This window comes from Cupriavidus sp. 05N40, assembly GCF_056397305.1.
Genome location: NZ_JBFTND010000007.1, coordinates 18,110 through 32,714, shown reverse-complemented (window position 1 = coordinate 32,714; position 14,605 = coordinate 18,110). Strand labels below are relative to the sequence as shown.

At 67.5% G+C, this 14,605-nt stretch carries 15 protein-coding genes; 9 read left to right on the top strand and 6 right to left on the bottom strand.

Translation table 11 applies throughout. From position 1 onward, the window contains the following. Positions 1 to 64: 64 nt before the first annotated feature. Together AC1DO7_RS03105 and panE are read right to left on the bottom strand one after the other, a co-directional pair. Entirely contained in the window at positions 65 to 676 is a 612-nt protein-coding gene (locus AC1DO7_RS03105) for a methyltransferase domain-containing protein (RefSeq protein WP_441615366.1), read from the bottom strand. A gap of 95 nt (positions 677 to 771) precedes the next feature. Continuing rightward, a complete protein-coding gene (gene panE / locus AC1DO7_RS03100; protein ID WP_441615364.1) occupies positions 772 to 1,695 on the bottom strand; it encodes a 2-dehydropantoate 2-reductase in 924 nt (307 codons plus the stop codon). Between the two features lie 212 nt (positions 1,696 to 1,907). Here panE and AC1DO7_RS03095 point away from each other — a divergent pair, with 212 nt between their 5' ends. Then, positions 1,908 to 2,330 (top strand): NINE protein, encoded by a 423-nt coding sequence (locus tag AC1DO7_RS03095; protein WP_441615362.1) that lies wholly within the window; start codon positions 1,908 to 1,910, stop codon positions 2,328 to 2,330. Between the two features lie 7 nt (positions 2,331 to 2,337). On the opposite strand, the gene AC1DO7_RS03090 is transcribed toward AC1DO7_RS03095, so the two are convergent. Then, positions 2,338 to 3,423, bottom strand: a complete 1,086-nt coding sequence (locus tag AC1DO7_RS03090) for a mechanosensitive ion channel family protein (protein ID WP_441615360.1) — start codon at positions 3,421 to 3,423, stop codon at positions 2,338 to 2,340. On the opposite strand from AC1DO7_RS03090, the gene AC1DO7_RS03085 reads away from it, so the two are divergent. The 3 genes from AC1DO7_RS03085 to AC1DO7_RS03075 all read left to right on the top strand — a co-directional run bounded on the left by AC1DO7_RS03085 (position 3,416) and on the right by AC1DO7_RS03075 (position 5,150). Beyond that, complete coding sequence (locus AC1DO7_RS03085) at positions 3,416 to 3,598, top strand: hypothetical protein (protein ID WP_441615442.1); 183 nt, start codon at positions 3,416 to 3,418, stop codon at positions 3,596 to 3,598. The genes AC1DO7_RS03090 and AC1DO7_RS03085 overlap by 8 nt on opposite strands. 48 nt (positions 3,599 to 3,646) lie before the next feature. Beyond that, positions 3,647 to 4,063, top strand: a complete 417-nt coding sequence (locus tag AC1DO7_RS03080) for a DUF1801 domain-containing protein (protein WP_441615358.1) — start codon at positions 3,647 to 3,649, stop codon at positions 4,061 to 4,063. Between the two features lie 145 nt (positions 4,064 to 4,208). Further along, positions 4,209 to 5,150, top strand: coding sequence for a LysR family transcriptional regulator (locus AC1DO7_RS03075; RefSeq protein ID WP_441615357.1), 942 nt, complete (start codon positions 4,209 to 4,211; stop codon positions 5,148 to 5,150). A gap of 44 nt (positions 5,151 to 5,194) precedes the next feature. Here the strand turns inward: AC1DO7_RS03075 and AC1DO7_RS03070 are convergent, their stop codons facing one another. After that, complete coding sequence (locus tag AC1DO7_RS03070; protein WP_477115775.1) at positions 5,195 to 6,781, bottom strand: aldehyde dehydrogenase (NADP(+)); 1,587 nt, start codon at positions 6,779 to 6,781, stop codon at positions 5,195 to 5,197. 79 nt (positions 6,782 to 6,860) lie between these two features. Then, entirely contained in the window at positions 6,861 to 7,784 is a 924-nt protein-coding gene (locus AC1DO7_RS03065; RefSeq protein ID WP_441615354.1) for a dihydrodipicolinate synthase family protein, read from the bottom strand. Between the two features lie 215 nt (positions 7,785 to 7,999). Between AC1DO7_RS03065 and AC1DO7_RS03060 the strand changes: the two genes are divergently transcribed. From AC1DO7_RS03060 to AC1DO7_RS03045, 4 genes are all read left to right on the top strand, one after another. Then, positions 8,000 to 8,974, top strand: a complete 975-nt coding sequence (locus AC1DO7_RS03060) for a LysR family transcriptional regulator (RefSeq protein WP_441615352.1) — start codon at positions 8,000 to 8,002, stop codon at positions 8,972 to 8,974. 97 nt (positions 8,975 to 9,071) lie between these two features. Further along, on the top strand, positions 9,072 to 10,040 hold the full coding sequence (locus AC1DO7_RS03055; RefSeq protein WP_477115774.1) for a Bug family tripartite tricarboxylate transporter substrate binding protein: 969 nt from the start codon (positions 9,072 to 9,074) through the stop codon (positions 10,038 to 10,040). A 31-nt stretch (positions 10,041 to 10,071) separates the two neighbouring features. Beyond that, positions 10,072 to 11,094 (top strand): 4-hydroxythreonine-4-phosphate dehydrogenase PdxA, encoded by a 1,023-nt coding sequence (locus AC1DO7_RS03050; RefSeq protein ID WP_441615348.1) that lies wholly within the window; start codon positions 10,072 to 10,074, stop codon positions 11,092 to 11,094. A gap of 215 nt (positions 11,095 to 11,309) precedes the next feature. Beyond that, complete coding sequence (locus AC1DO7_RS03045) at positions 11,310 to 12,485, top strand: L-rhamnonate dehydratase (protein ID WP_441615346.1); 1,176 nt, start codon at positions 11,310 to 11,312, stop codon at positions 12,483 to 12,485. A 49-nt stretch (positions 12,486 to 12,534) separates the two neighbouring features. Here the strand turns inward: AC1DO7_RS03045 and AC1DO7_RS03040 are convergent, their stop codons facing one another. Then, complete coding sequence (locus AC1DO7_RS03040; RefSeq protein WP_441615344.1) at positions 12,535 to 13,581, bottom strand: GntR family transcriptional regulator; 1,047 nt, start codon at positions 13,579 to 13,581, stop codon at positions 12,535 to 12,537. Positions 13,582 to 13,896: 315 nt separating this feature from the next. Between AC1DO7_RS03040 and AC1DO7_RS03035 the strand changes: the two genes are divergently transcribed. After that, positions 13,897 to 14,580, top strand: coding sequence for an amino acid ABC transporter permease (locus AC1DO7_RS03035; RefSeq protein WP_441615343.1), 684 nt, complete (start codon positions 13,897 to 13,899; stop codon positions 14,578 to 14,580). The last annotated feature ends 25 nt before the right edge of the window (positions 14,581 to 14,605 follow it).

Below are 14,605 nucleotides of genomic sequence, written 5' to 3'. Positions count from 1 at the left end.
CCGCGCTTTGATCATGGCTGTCGCTTGCCAAGCCAAGAGCCATCGCAGGTGGGAAGGCCGGACTTCACAACCTCCCCAAAACCACCCCCAACTCAACCGCCCCAATAGGATGCGAAACGGCAGCAAACGGCGGCTTAGGCCACTCCCACTTGTCCGCCGGAAACAAAGCCCGCATCCCATTGATGTCACAGTGATAAGGCGGCCCTTCGACAACGCCCTCCGCGGCACTCTCGCGCCGCATCTGCATGAACAGCGCGAACAGCTGCCCGCCAGGCCGCAGCCACGCATGAAGCTGCTCGGCGTAGCGAACCCAGTGATCCGGATGCAGCGCGCACAGGCAAGTCTGCTCGTACACCGCATCCACGGGCGCGGGCGGCTGCCACTCCAGTACATCGGCCTGTTCCAGCGTCGCCTTGAGCCCGGTCTGCGCGAGCAGCTCGCCGGTGCGCGCCAGCGCCGCCGGCGCGTAGTCGATGCCGCGCACGCGCACGCCCTGCTCCGCCAGCGCGGCTACTTCCCAGCCGCTGCCGCAGCCGGGCACGATCACGTCCTCGCCGGGACGGATGGCGCCGCTGGCCAGCCATGCCTTGAGCTGCGGGCTGGCCGCGCCGCGGTCCCACGGTGTTTGGCCGGCCTCGAAGCGCGCCTGCCAGAAATCAATCGTCGGTCCTGCCATGTTGTGTCTCCATTCGCTTTGTTATAGCGGCTTGGCTTGGAAAGCCGGCGTGCGAGGATCAGCTGCGCCAGGCCGGCTACCTGCCAGATTCCCTCTCAGCCGCCGCGTGCGCGCCGTGCCTCGTAGGCCTTCAGGCTTGTCAGTGCCATTTCCAGCGTCGGCGCAGGCGTCTGGCCGCGGCGTGCCAGCAGGTCGCCCACGATCTGGTCAGACTCGATGGCCGCGCCGCGTTCGATGTCGCGCAGCATCGAGGCCATCAGCGGCGAGCCTGCGGTAAATAGCGTGGTCTTCGCCTGTTCCAGTGCCGGGGCGCGGGCGGGGTAGCCGTTGGTGGCGGCGATGGCCGCGCATTCGTCGAACAGGGCCGTGATGGTCTCGCGTCCGCGCGGGGCGGCGAGGATGTCGCCAATGGCTGCCCGCATCAGGCAGGTGGACGATGCCAGCGTGGCCAGGAACAGCCACTTTTCCCACATGTCTTGCAGCATGGCTTCGCTGCGCTGTACATCGAAACCGGCGCCGTCGAGCGCCGCGGCCAGGGCCAGCGCGCGGTCGCTGCTGCCGGCGGGGCGCTCGCCGAAGGACAATACATGGAAGGCGGACAGGTGGAGGATCGTGCCTTGTTCGTCCAGCGTGCTGGAGATCATGCAGCGCCCGCCCATCACGCGCCCGGCGCCGAAGCGAGCATCGAGCTTGTCGAGATGCTGCATGCCGTTGAGCATGGGGATGACGACGGTGCCGGGGCCCATGGCGGGCGCGAAGCCGTCCATGGCGCTGTCCAGGTCGTAGGCTTTGCAGCTCAGCAGCACCACGTCATACGGTTGCGTGATCTGTTCGGCCTGCACCAGTGGCGGGTTGGGGAAATGCAGGTCGCCGTGCGGGCTCTTGACCCGCAGGCCATGCTCGGCCAGTTGGGCGGCGCGCCGGGGGCGCACCAGGAATGTCACGTCGCGCCCGGCCTGCAACAGCCGCGCGCCGAAATAGCCGCCAATGGCGCCCGCCCCGACTACCAGAATACGCATCTTCGACTCCCGGGTCCGGCCCGGCGGGAGGCCGGGCGATGCGCCATTGTAGTGTGGGGCCGGCGATGCTGCCGGCGGGCATGCGGTCGCGCAACCCGGAGGGCGGGATTCCTTGTGGCAGGTAGACAGCCGCCCCCTGCCGGCGGCGGCCGGGTAGCTGCGGCGCCACAAGCTATGGCATCATCGCGCCAAACCACTGCACGAGGCGAACGATGAATCCATCGAGCAATCTACCGAGCATTCCACCGAGCGATACGCACAGCAAAGTCATCGGCTACCTGCTGTGGATCTTCGGCTTTACCGGCTCCCATCGCTTCTACTACGGCAAGCCCATCACCGGCACGATCTGGTTCTGCACGCTGGGCCTGCTCGGCATCGGCTGGCTGATCGACGTGTTCCTGATCCCGGGCATGGACCGCGAGGCGGACTACCGCTTCGCCGCCGGCAGGACCGACTACAACGTGGCGTGGATCCTGCTGACCTTCCTCGGCTTCTTCGGCGTGCATCGCATGTATATCGGCAAATGGATCACCGGCCTGATCTACCTGCTCACCGGCGGCCTGTTCCTGATCGGCGTGCTGTATGACTTCTGGACGCTGAACGAGCAGGTTTCGCTGAGGAACAGGACGCCCTGATACGCGCTCAGGGCGGCGACGGTGTGTTTCGCTTCGGCGCGCCTTCGTCGCCTTGGTCGCCCTCGATGCGCAGCCGTGGCAGGAACTGCGGGAATTCGCGCTGCATGAAGTCGATCAGCCCTTCGCGCACGACGCAGCGCAGGTCCCACGCCAGCCCGGAGGAAGCCGCGGTACACAGCACGCGTAGTTGCATCGTCCGCTCCGTGGCATCGGTCACTACCAGATTGAAGAAGCGCTGGTCCCACTCCGGCGCCGCGCGCACGATGCGTTCCAGCTCCTCGCGTAGCGGCGCCAGCGGCATGCCGTAGTCGACGTGGAAGAACACCGACCCCATGATCTCGGCATTGTTGCGGGTCCAGTTCTGGAAGGGCTTCTCGATGAAATACTGCAGCGGGATGATGAGACGGCGGTCGTCCCATATCCGGAGCACGACGTACGTGCCGGTAATCTCCTCCACGCGGCCCCACTCGCCTTCGACGATGAGCACGTCGTCGAGCCGGATAGGCTGCGTCAGGGCGAGCTGCAGACCGGCGATCAGGTTGCTGAACACGGGCTTGGCGGCAAAGCCGGCGATCAGGCCCAGCACGCCTGCCGAGGCCAACAGGCTGGCGCCCACCTGCCGCGCCCCGGGAAAGGTCATGAGCACCATCGCCGCACCCATCACCACCACCAGCGTCATCGCGGTGCGCGAGAGCACGCGTGTCTGCGTGTGAATGCGGCGCGCATTCATGTTGTCCTGCACGTCCACCGGGTGTGTGTCCAGGATACCCTGCGCAATGCCGGCAATGATGCGCGCCACGAGCCAGGTGGCCGCGGCGATCATCAACAGGCCATTGAAATGGCGCACGCTGCCGATCCAGGGCAGATCATCCGACGCGGCCTGCCAGACCGCCTGCAAGGCCAGCAAGGGCAAGACCACTGTCGACGGCGCGCGCGCCTTCTTCACGATCGCATGCAGCACCGGGGCCGGCCGGGTAATGCGCAAGAGCAGCAGCCCGCCGAGGCGATGCGCCAGCAGCGCGACGGCGACGGCGATCAGGGCCGCCGCCCATGTGCCGAACCAGGGGTGGGCGAGGAGGATTGCCATGTTCATCGGTCGGTCGTCCTATGTCATCGCGGCTTGCGCGATTATGCAAGGAACGACACGCAGACGGGACGGAAGTTTCACCGCCCGCGGGCGAGGCGCCGCGGCCACATGGAGCCGCGCGCTGGGATTTCCGGCAAGCCCTTGCCATGTCATCATCCTGTTCGGCGAATTCATGGGCTGATAGCGTCTGGAAGAGTCAGGAAGTTTCAGGAAGTTTCAGGAGGAGAACATGAAAAAATCGGGTTCGACCGAGGGGCTGCCGGCATCCGGGCTGATCGACAACAGAATCGCCGAGCTCGCGGACTGGCGCGGGGCGACGCTGAGCAGGATGCGCAAGCTCATCAAAGAGGCTGATCCGGACGTCGTGGAGGAGTGGAAGTGGATGGGCACTCCCGTATGGTCGCACGACGGGATCATCTGCACCGGCGAGTCTTACAAGGCAAAGGTGAAGCTGACTTTCGCCAAGGGCGCTGCGCTGGAGGACCCGGCCAGGCTCTTCAACTCAAGCCTCGACGGGAACGTCAGGCGCGCGATTGACATCCTCGAGGCAGACGAGATCGACGCGGACGCGTTCAGGGCGCTTGTCCGTGCCGCGGTCGCGCTCAATACGTCCGCTCGAAAGGCAGGCCCAAGGCGCGCGAAGTAGGCTACGGGATCGGCGTCCGCCCTGGAGCAGGACTCGCAGCCTGAGCCGCACGCGGCGGCCCTCCGGCCACATCCACCCATTGACGCCTTCTCCAAGAACCGATAAACACCATCGGTCACCGTCTGCCTGGCCCGAGCCCCCGCGCATGCCCCGCCCTTCGCTAATCCCGCCCATCAGCACCCTCTACAGCCGCATCAAGATGCAGCATCTGCGCCTGCTGCTGGCGATCGAGGAGCGCGGTTCGCTGCGGCAGGCGGCGGAGGCGGTGATGCTGACCCAGCCGGCGGTCAGCAAGATGCTGCAGGACATGGAATCGATGCTGGGCGTGTCGTTGTTCGAGCGCCATGCGCGCGGTTTGCGGCCGACGCGGTTTGGCCTGGCGGCGACGCAGTTCGCGCGGCTGGTGTTCGCGGATATGGCAGGCCTGCGTGATGAGCTGGCGGCRCTGGAATCGGGAAAGGTGGGCCGGGTGCGCGTGGGTGCGGTGATGGCGCCGACGCCGGTGCTGCTGGCCAACGTGATCCGCAGCCTGAACCGCGAGCATCCCAGGCTGGAGGTGGTGGTGCAGGTGGAAACCAGCGATCTGCTGGTGCCGCTGCTGGAGCGCGACCAGCTCGACATCGTGCTGGGCCGGGTGCCGGAGGGCTGGGACAGTAGCGGCCTGGAGTTCGAGCAACTGGGCGAGGAGAGCCTGGCGATCGTCGTCGGGCCCTTGCATCCGCTGCTCGGGCGCCGCAAGCCGGGTTTCGAGGAGCTGGCGACGTTTCCGTGGATCATGCAGCCGCGCCCGAGCCCCATGCGGGCGCTGATCGACCGTTCGTTCGAGGACGCGGGCGTGGCGCCGCCGCCCTCGACCATCGAGACGGCGGCGGTGCTAATGACGACTTCCCTGCTCGCGGACAGCGAGCTGATTGCCGTGCTGCCGGCCTCGGTGGCGGCGTTCTACGCGGGGCTGGGCGCGCTGGCCGTGCTGCCGTTGCCGCTGCCGCGCAAGCTGGGGCCCTACGGCATCGTGACGCGGCGGGGCCGGCCGCCTACCGCGTCGATGAGCCTGCTGATCGACGCGCTGCGCGCCAGGCCGGCCTAGCGCGGGCTTCGCAAGGCCCGGCTCGCGGGCCTTGCGGGCTGCGCTTAGGCGGGCCGGGGCGCCGGCCGGCCGTCCACCAGCCGGCTCAGTTGCAGCGGATTGTCCTCGCGCAAGGCGGCGGGCAGCAGCCCCGCGGGCATGTCCTGGTAGCACACCGGGCGCAGGAAGCGCGCGATGGCCAGGCTGCCCACCGAGGTGGAGCGGCCGCCATCGGAGGTGGCCGGATACGGACCGCCGTGCACCATGGCATGCCCGACTTCCACCCCGGTGCCGAAACCGTTGACGAGGATGCGCCCCACCCTGCGTTCCAGCGCGGGCAGGATGGCGCGGGCCGCATCGTGGTCGGCGTCGTCGATATGCAGCGCGGCGGTCAGCTGGCCTTCGATGACTTCCACGACATGGCGCATGGCGTCCAGGTCGGGGCAGCGCACGATTAGCCCGGCCGCGCCGAAGATCTCCGCGCGCAAGGCCTCATCGGCAAGGAACGCCTCGGCGGTGGTGGAGAACAGCGCCGCCGAGCCCTGCTGTGCGTCGCCGGCGCGGCCGCGCGCCTGCGCGCTGACCTGCGGGTGCGCGGCCAGCTTGTCCACGCCGGTGCAGTAGGCGCGCTGGATGCCTGGTGTCAGCATGGTCGCCGGCGCGGTCTGCTCGATGCTCTGCGCCGCCGCAGCGATGAAGCGCCCCAGGTCCGGGCCGTCGACAGCCAGCACCAGGCCGGGATTGGTGCAGAACTGGCCGGCGCCCAGCGTGAGCGATGCCGCGAACGCGGTACCGATGGCCTCGGCGCGGTTGGCCAGCGCGTGCGGGAACAGCAGCACCGGGTTGATGCTGCTCATTTCCGCATAGACGGGAATGACCTCCGGGCGTGCGGCCGCCAGCGCMATCAGCGCCRYGCCGCCSGCGCGCGAGCCGGTGAAGCCSACSGCCTTGATGCGGTGATCGCTGACCAGGCCCTGCCCGACCTGCAGGCCGCTATCGAACTGCAGCGAGAAGGTGCCTTCGGGCAGCCCCAGGTCGCGCACGGCTTTCTGGATGGCGCGGCCGACCAGCTCCGAGGTGCCGGGATGCGCGGGGTGGGCCTTGGCGATCACCGGGCAACCGGCCGCCAGTGCCGAGGCGGTGTCGCCACCCGCCACGGAAAACGCCAGCGGGAAATTGCTGGCGCCAAACACCGCCACCGGCCCCAGCGCGACCTGGCGCATGCGCAGGTCCGCGCGCGGCAGTGGCTTGCGTTCGGGCAGGGCCGGGTCCACGCGCACGCCGAGGAAGTCTCCTTGCCGCACCAGGTCCGCGAACAGCCGCAGCTGGCCCACGGTGCGCCCGCGTTCGCCTTCGATGCGCGCGCGCGGCAGGCCGCTTTCGCTCGCGCAGCGGTCGACCAGCGCATCGCCCAGCTCAAGGATGTTGGCAGCGATCGCTTCGAGAAAGGCCGCGCGCTTGTCGAGACTGGTTTCGCGGTAGGCGTCGAAGGCCTGCTCGGCCAGCGCGCAGGCCTGGGCCAGCTGGGCAGCGCTGGCGCCGCCGAAGGCCGGCGCCAGCTTGGCGCCGGAGGCCGCGTCGATCGCAACGATTTCGCCGTCGGTGCCGCGCACCGACTGGCTGCCGATCAATAGTTCGCCTTGGATTTGCATGTCTATTCCTGTTGACTGAGGTCTGGCCCCGCCGGGGCCAGTGGTTCCGTTCCGGTCCGGCCTGGTGCGCCGCTGGCGCTCAACGGCCCCAGCGCAGCACCATCGGATCCAGCCGGCGCGCAATCTGCAGCAGGCCCGCGCGGGTCGCCGGGTGCATCGGCTGGAGCGGATGGCGCACCGCGTCCGAGGCGATCACCCCGCCCTCTTTCATCAGCACCTTGCTGGTTGCCAGCCAGCCCTGGCGGTTCTCGTAATTGATGAGTGGCAGCCATTGCTGGTAGTGGCGCGCGGCGCCCTCGGTGTCGCCGGCCTGGTAGGCATCGACGATCAGGCGGATGCCATCGGGGAAGCCCGCGCCCGTCATCGCGCCGGTGGCGCCGGCGTCGAGATCGGCCATCAGCGTGATGGCTTCCTCGCCGTCCCACGGGCCGACGATGGCAGCGCCGCCCAGTTCGATCAGCTCGCGCAGCTTGGCCGCGGCCTGCGGCACTTCGATCTTGAAATACGACACATTGGCGAGTTCCCTGGCCATGCGCGCGAGGAAGGGCGCGGACAGCGTGGTGCCGCTGACCGGAGCGTCCTGGATCATGATCGGGATCTCGATGGCGTCGGACACCGTGGCGAAGAACTCGTAGATGGCGCGTTCGGGCATGCGGATGGTGGCGCCGTGATACGGCGGCATCACCATCACCATGGCGGCGCCCGCATCCTGCGCGGCACGGCTGCGTTCGGCGCAGATGCGCGAGCTGAAGTGCGTGGTGGTGACGATCACCGGCACGCGGCCCTCCACGTGGTCGAGCACCGCCGTCATCAGCGTGTTGCGCTCGTCGTCGGTCAGCACGAACTGCTCCGAGAAGTTGGCCAGGATGCAGATGCCGTTGGAGCCGGCATCGATCATGAAATCGATGCAACGGCGCTGGCCGTCCAGGTCAAGGCCGCCCTGCTCGTCGAAGATGGTCGGCGCTACCGGGAATACGCCGCGGTAGATGGCGGGCTTGATCATGTCTGTCTCCTTGTTGTGCGGGGGTCGCCGGCGGGGGGAATGCCGGCCGGTCGCTGCACGCAATATAAGAGCGTCCGGCACACCATGTATATTGAAACCTTTCCATCTGGTGATCGCTTTTACGACTCACCCCGCCGGCCAGACCGAACCCGACCCGGGCCCAGGCGGGGCGTCTTCCTTGAGGAGGCCCCGTTTGCGCCCGCCTGCGCACACCCATGAGAGCCACCCTCGACGTACTGATGTCGCGCCTGCGCATGAAACAGCTGCAACTGCTGATCGCGCTGGACGACCATAAATCGCTGCACCAGGCCGCATCGGCCATGGCCATGACGCAGTCGGCCGCCAGCAAGGCCCTGCAGGAGCTGGAAAACATGCTGGATGCACCGCTTTTCGAGCGGACCCACACCGGCATGCAGCCCAACCCGTTCGGCTATTGCGTGATCCGCTATGCGCGGCTGCTTGCCACCGACCTGACCGCGCTCTGCCAGGACATGGCGGAAATCCGTTCCGGCACGGCGGGGCGGCTTGCCGTCGGGGTCATCATGGGCGCGGTGACCGGCGTCCTGGTGCCGGCGCTGGCGACCTTGCAGGCAGACCAGCCCAACCTGTCGATCGAAATCGTGGAGGACACCAGCCTGCGCATGCTGAGCCTGCTGGACGATGGCCGGCTGGACCTGGTCATCGGCCGCGCGCTGGTGAGCGACCAGCCCGCCCGGTATCACTACGAGCCGCTGGACGACGAGCCGATGTCGGTGGTGGTCGGCCATGCCCATGCGGCCCCGCGCGCCAGCGAACTCGCCTTTGCGGATCTGGCCGCCTACCGCTGGATTGTCTATCCGTCCCAGATGCCGATGCATGCCCTGCTCCTGCGCGAGCTGGACCTTGCCGGCATTGGCATGCCGCCCAATGCCATCACCACCGCCTCCACGCTGGTCACCGTGGCCTTGCTCCAGGGCAGCGCCAGGCTGGTGTCGCTGCTCCCGACCAGCGTGGCGCAGCCATATGCGCGCCAGAAGATGCTGCGGATCCTGCCGGTGAAGATGCAGTCCCGGCACGAAACCTTCGGCATCGTCACGCGGCGCGGCGGCACGCTCTCGGCGGCTGCCAGGCGGTTGATCGTGGCGCTGCGCGCCGGCAAGCCCGGGGCGGCCGGGCCGGGCCAAGGTGAGCCGACGTATTCCTCCAGGTAATCGCCCATTAATAAAACATCAGTAGTGGCGAATCACTGACGGCCCTATAGTGGCCTCACCGGCACCGAGACCGGCAGACAACAGGACGGAGACAAGCATGAACAAATGGATCGCCGGCACCTTTGCCGGCCTGGCGACGCTTGCCGCCGCGACAGCGGCCGGCGCCTATGCACAGGACTCCCGGCCCGTGCGGCTGATGGTCGGCGCGGCGCCGGGCGGCGGCACCGACGTCATGGCCCGCATCGTCTCCGAAAAACTGGCCGCCATCATCAGGCAGCCCGTGGTGGTCGACAACCGGCCCGGCGCCTCCAACACCATCGCCGCGGACATCACCGCCAAGGCCGCGCCCGACGGCAACACGCTGCTGATGGGCGTGGTGACCTCGCAGGCTATCGCGCCGCACCTGCTCAAGCTGCAGTTCAATCCGCTCAAGGATCTGGTGCCGGTGGCCATGGTGTCGTCCGTGCCCAATGTGCTGGTGGTCAACAACCAGGTGCCGGCGCGCGACGTCAGGTCGCTGGTGGCGGCGATCCAGGCCAGCCCGGACAAGTACCGCTACAGCTCCTCCGGCGTCGGCAGTACCCAGCACCTCGCCGGCGCCGCCTTCGCGCGGCAGATCAACGGCAAGTTGCTGCACGTGCCGTACAAGAGCAGCAGCAGCGCGCTGGTGGACCTGATGGGCGGCCAGGTCGACATGAGTTTCGAGACCATGCCCTCCGTCATCAACCACATCAAGGCCGGCAAGCTGCGCGCCCTGGCGGTGACGGCCGAGCAGCGCTCGGCGCTGTTGCYGGGCGTGCCCACGCTGGCCGAAGCCGGTGTGCCGAACATCCAGATGAATGCCTGGTACGGCATCTATGCGCCGGCCGGCACCCCGCCCGCCACCTTGCAGAAGCTGGGCGCGGCACTGGCCACCATACTCAAGGATCCCGACACCGTCCGGCGCCTCAACGATGTCGGGGCCCAGCCCGGCACGCTGGATGCGGCGCAGTTCGATGCATTCTCGCGTGCCGAGTACGCGCGCTACGGCAAGCTGATTTCCGAACTCGGTGTCAAGCTCGACTAAACCCTCTTGCATCTTCCTGCATCCATACGACATGACTCCACGCCCAAGAATCGCCATGGTGCTCGGCGACCCCGCCGGCATCGGCCCCGAGCTGATCGCGAAGCTGCTTGCCGACCCCGCCGCCAGGCAGGCCGACATCCTGTTGATTGCCGACCGCGATGAATGGCGCCACGGCATGCAGGTAGCCGGCATCAATCCCGATGTGCGCGAAACCGATGCGCCCGCCTTTGCTGGCAACGATGCCGACGGCGCCCCGCGCCTTTACCACTGGCAGCCCGAAGGCAAGCCGGCCTACCCGCGTGGCGCCGCCAGCGCCGAGGGCGGCCGCTACAGCCTCGGCACGCTGGCTATCGCGCTGGCACTGGCGCAGTCCGGCCAGGCCGACGCGATCCTGTTCGGGCCGCTCAACAAGAGCTCGCTGCATGCCGCGGGCATGGGCCACAACGATGAATTGCACTGGTTCGCGGAGAAGCTCGGCTACCACGGCGCCTTCTGCGAGTTCAATGTGCTCGACGGGCTGTGGACATCGCGCGTGACATCGCACGTGGCCCTCAAGGATGTGCCCGCGATGATCACCCGCGACAGCGTGGGCGCCGCCATCGGCCTGATCGACAAGGCCTTGCGCGACGCCGGCATTGCGCGGCCGCGCATCGGCGTCTGCGGCCTCAATCCGCATAACGGCGACAACGGCGCCTTTGGCCGCGAGGAGATCGATTTCATCGCCCCGGCCATCGCCGCCGCGCAGGCCAGCGGCATGGCGGTGGACGGCCCCTTCCCGGCCGACACCATCTTCCTCAAGGTGCAAGGCGGCGCGGCCGAGCGGCAGTTCGACGCCATCGTCACCATGTATCACGACCAGGGCCAGATCGGCATCAAGCTGATGGGCTTCTCGCGCGGCGTCACCGTGCAGGGCGGCCTGCCGGTGCCGATCACCACGCCGGCCCACGGCACCGCCTTCGATATCACGCAGCAGGGCCGCGCGAACCTGGGCGCCACGCTGCAGGCATTCCACCTGGCCTGCCAGATGGGGGCGCAGCGCCGTGCCGCTGGCTAGGCGCGGCGGGCACGCTCCTTAGCGGGCGGGCGCCGCGCCGGCGCCGCATCGACGCAAGACATGACAAAGACGGCCCTCGATCCGGCCGGGGATGCGTGCGCGTGTACCTGTCAGGAGCGGACCCCGCGCATCCGGATCCGCGGCCGGAGCCTGAACCTGAAGCCTGAACCTGAACCTGAACCCGAACCCATCAGCACCAAAGAAGGAGCCACATCATGAAGATCACCAATGTCCGCGCCCGCGTCTTCGAATGGAAGGGCAAGACCGTGCCGCCGCAGGCGCACTTCTGCACCAATGCCACCGACATCCTGTTCGAGCGCGGCGATGCGATGGGCTCGTTCCGCTTCCACGGCTGGCTGGTGGTGGAGGTGGAGACCGATACCGGACTGGTTGGCATCGGCAACTGCGCACTCGCGCCGCGCGTGGCCAAGCAGATCGTGGACCAGTACCTGGCGCCCATCGTGATTGGCCAGGATCCGTTCGACAACGAATACCTGTGGCAGAAGATGTACCGGCGCACGCACGCGTGGGGCCGCAAGGGTATCGGCATGGCGGCGATCTCGGCGGTGGACATCGCGCTGTGGGACCTGATGGGCAAGGCGGTCGGCAAGCCTGTGTTCAAGCTGCTGGGCGGGCGCACCAAGGAAGCCATCTGGTGCTACGCCTCCAAGCTCTACAACAACGATGACCGCGACGCCTTCCTCGGCGAGGCGCAGCGCTACCTGGACCAGGGCTTCACGGCCATGAAGATGCGCTTCGGCTACGGCCCCAAGGATGGCGCCGCCGGCATGCAGAAGAACCTGGAGCAAGTGCGCCTGCTGCGCGAACTGGTGGGCGACAAGGTTGACATCATGCTGGAGTGCTACATGGGCTGGACGCTCGAGTACGCGCGCCGCATGCTGCCGCGCCTGGCCGAGTTCAACCCGCGCTGGCTGGAGGAGCCGGTCATCGCCGACGACATCGAAGGCTACGCCGAGCTGAAGAAAATGAGCCCCTTCCCCATCTCCGGCGGCGAGCACGAGTTCACCTCGTACGGCTTCAAGGACCTGCTGGAACGCCGCGCGGTGGACGTGATCCAGTACGACACCAACCGCGTGGGCGGCATCACGGCGGCACAGAAAATCAACGCCATGGCCGAGGCGTGGTCGGTGCCGGTCATCCCGCATGCCGGGCAGATGCACAACTACCACCTGACCATGGCCTCGACCGCTTCGCCGATGGCGGAATTCTTCCCGGTGCACGACGTGGAAGTCGGCAACGAGCTGTTCTACTACATCTTCAAGGGCGAACCCGCTCCCGACAGGGGCTACCTGCAGCTCGACGACAACCTGCCGGGCCTGGGGCTGACGCTCAACGAGGCCGGCTTCGGCGAGTTCGAGATCATCGGGTAAGGCTCCGCCGCCACTCAGCAGATAGCGTGAGGCACGGCCGCTTGCTGCCTCACGCGATATACGAGACCTTGGGCAGCGGGAAGGTCTCCCGTACCAGTGCCGCGCGCCGGGTCACCTTGTCGCAGGACAGTTCCAGGTGCTCGCGCAACAGATCGGCCGCTTTCTGCGGCGCGCCGTCGGCAGCGGCCTGCAGCACGGCGATGTGCTCGGACATGAACGGGTCGGCGTCCGGCATCGGCATGGCTACGCCCAGCACGTGCTTGCTCAGCGTGAGAATGCAGCGCGTGCGCTGTAGGCTGCTCAGCAGTTCCTTGTTGGGGCACTGGGACAGTAGCTGCACGTGCAGGTCGTGCTCGAGCTTGTCCATGGCGGTGCGGTTGACCTGCGGGTAGACGCGCTGCACCTTGTTCAGCTCCGCGATCATGGCCTGGATCTCGGCATTGTCGGCATGCCCGATGGCCCCGCGCAGCGCGGCGGGCTCCACCAGCGAGCGCAGTTCGTAGAGATCGTGGATGCGCTGCGCGTCCAGCGGGGTGATGACCCAGCGCAGGCGTTCGTCCTTTTCCAGGATGCCCAGGCTTTCCAGGCGCAGCAGCACGTCGCGCACCACGGTCCGGCCGACGTTGAAATGGCGGGCCAGCTCCACTTCGTTGACGCGGTAGCGGCCAAACACCGAGAGGTGCACCAGGTCGCGCTCCACCTCGTCGTAGATCAGTTCCCAGCCCAGCGTCTTGCGCGCGACATCGGGCGCGCTCTCCACGCCCAGCATCGCCGGGTCCAGGGCGATGCGCCGGGGTGCCGTGCCGGCGGGCCCGGCCACGAAGCCGCGGCCTTCGAAACGACTGACCAGCCCGTCGGCCTCCAGCTCGCGCAGCGCCTGGCGCACCGGCGAGCGCGTGGAGCGCAGTATCTCCGCGAGGTGTCCTTCGAGCAACACGGTGCCTTGCGCCAGCGTCCCCTCCACGATRGCCTTGCGCAGCAGTTCGACCATGACGGCATAGATCGGCGCATGCCTAAACCCGTCCTCGGTGTCCTGCGTGGGCGCGAAGGGGGCGGCGCGTTTGTCTTGGCGCGTTGCCGTCGATGGACTCGGCACGTTGTCTCCGGTTCTGTAGCTGGTATGGATGGTTCGGCGCGCTCATGTCCGCAAGAACACCTGCATGAGCACCTGCAAGAACACCTGCATGAGCACTGCCTGTGCGCCAGGCATAAGTATCGGCTATCTGGCTGGCGCCCAGTATCAGGCTGCACACGGAGAGATGATACACGGGTAAGCCCGAATATTGACCATTGCCGGCAATCGTCATATATTGGGACCCATGCCGGATCGCCAACGCGGATCCGAACCCGCAAAGAACGAGAGACAGGGCGCCGGGCAAACCGGCGTCACCAACAAAAGAGCGCATCCCCGATGGACTACCAGTTCGATTTCAGCTTCCTGTCCGCCAACTGGCGCGACCTGCTCGACGGGGTCTGGCTGACCTTGCGCATGTCGGTCGCCACCATCGTGTTCGGCTTTGTGCTGGGGACGGCGCTGGCGGTGGTGCGCACCGAGGGCCCGGCCTGGGCGCGCCGCTGCGTGACGGCCTATGTGGATGTGATTCGCAATACGCCGCTGGTGATCCAGGCCTTCTGGCTGTTCTTCGGGCTGGCGGCGGTGCATGTGCGCGTGCCGGCCATGGTGGCGGCGGTCCTGGCGCTGGTGGTCAATGTGTCGGCCTACACCACGGAGATCGTGCGCGCGGGGATCGAGTCGGTACCGCGCGGGCAGCTGGAGGCGGCCTCGTGCCTGGGGCTATCGCGCTGGCAGATGATGCGCCTGGTGGTACTGCCGCAGGCGGTGGAGCGCATGTACCCGGCGCTGATCAGCCAGTTCGTGCTGATGATGCTGGCTACCTCGATCATGTCGCAGATCTCGGCCGAAGAGCTCACCGCGGCGGGCTATCGCATCCAGTCGGAGACCTTCCGCGGCTTCGAGATCTACATCGTCATCGCGGTGGTGTACCTGGCGCTGTCGTGGCTGCTGCGGCTGTCGATGGCCGGCGTGGGCGCCGTGGCCTTCACGCGCCGCCGGCGCCTGAAGACACCGCTCTGATCCTCCCCTTCCCCCTTCCCTCTTC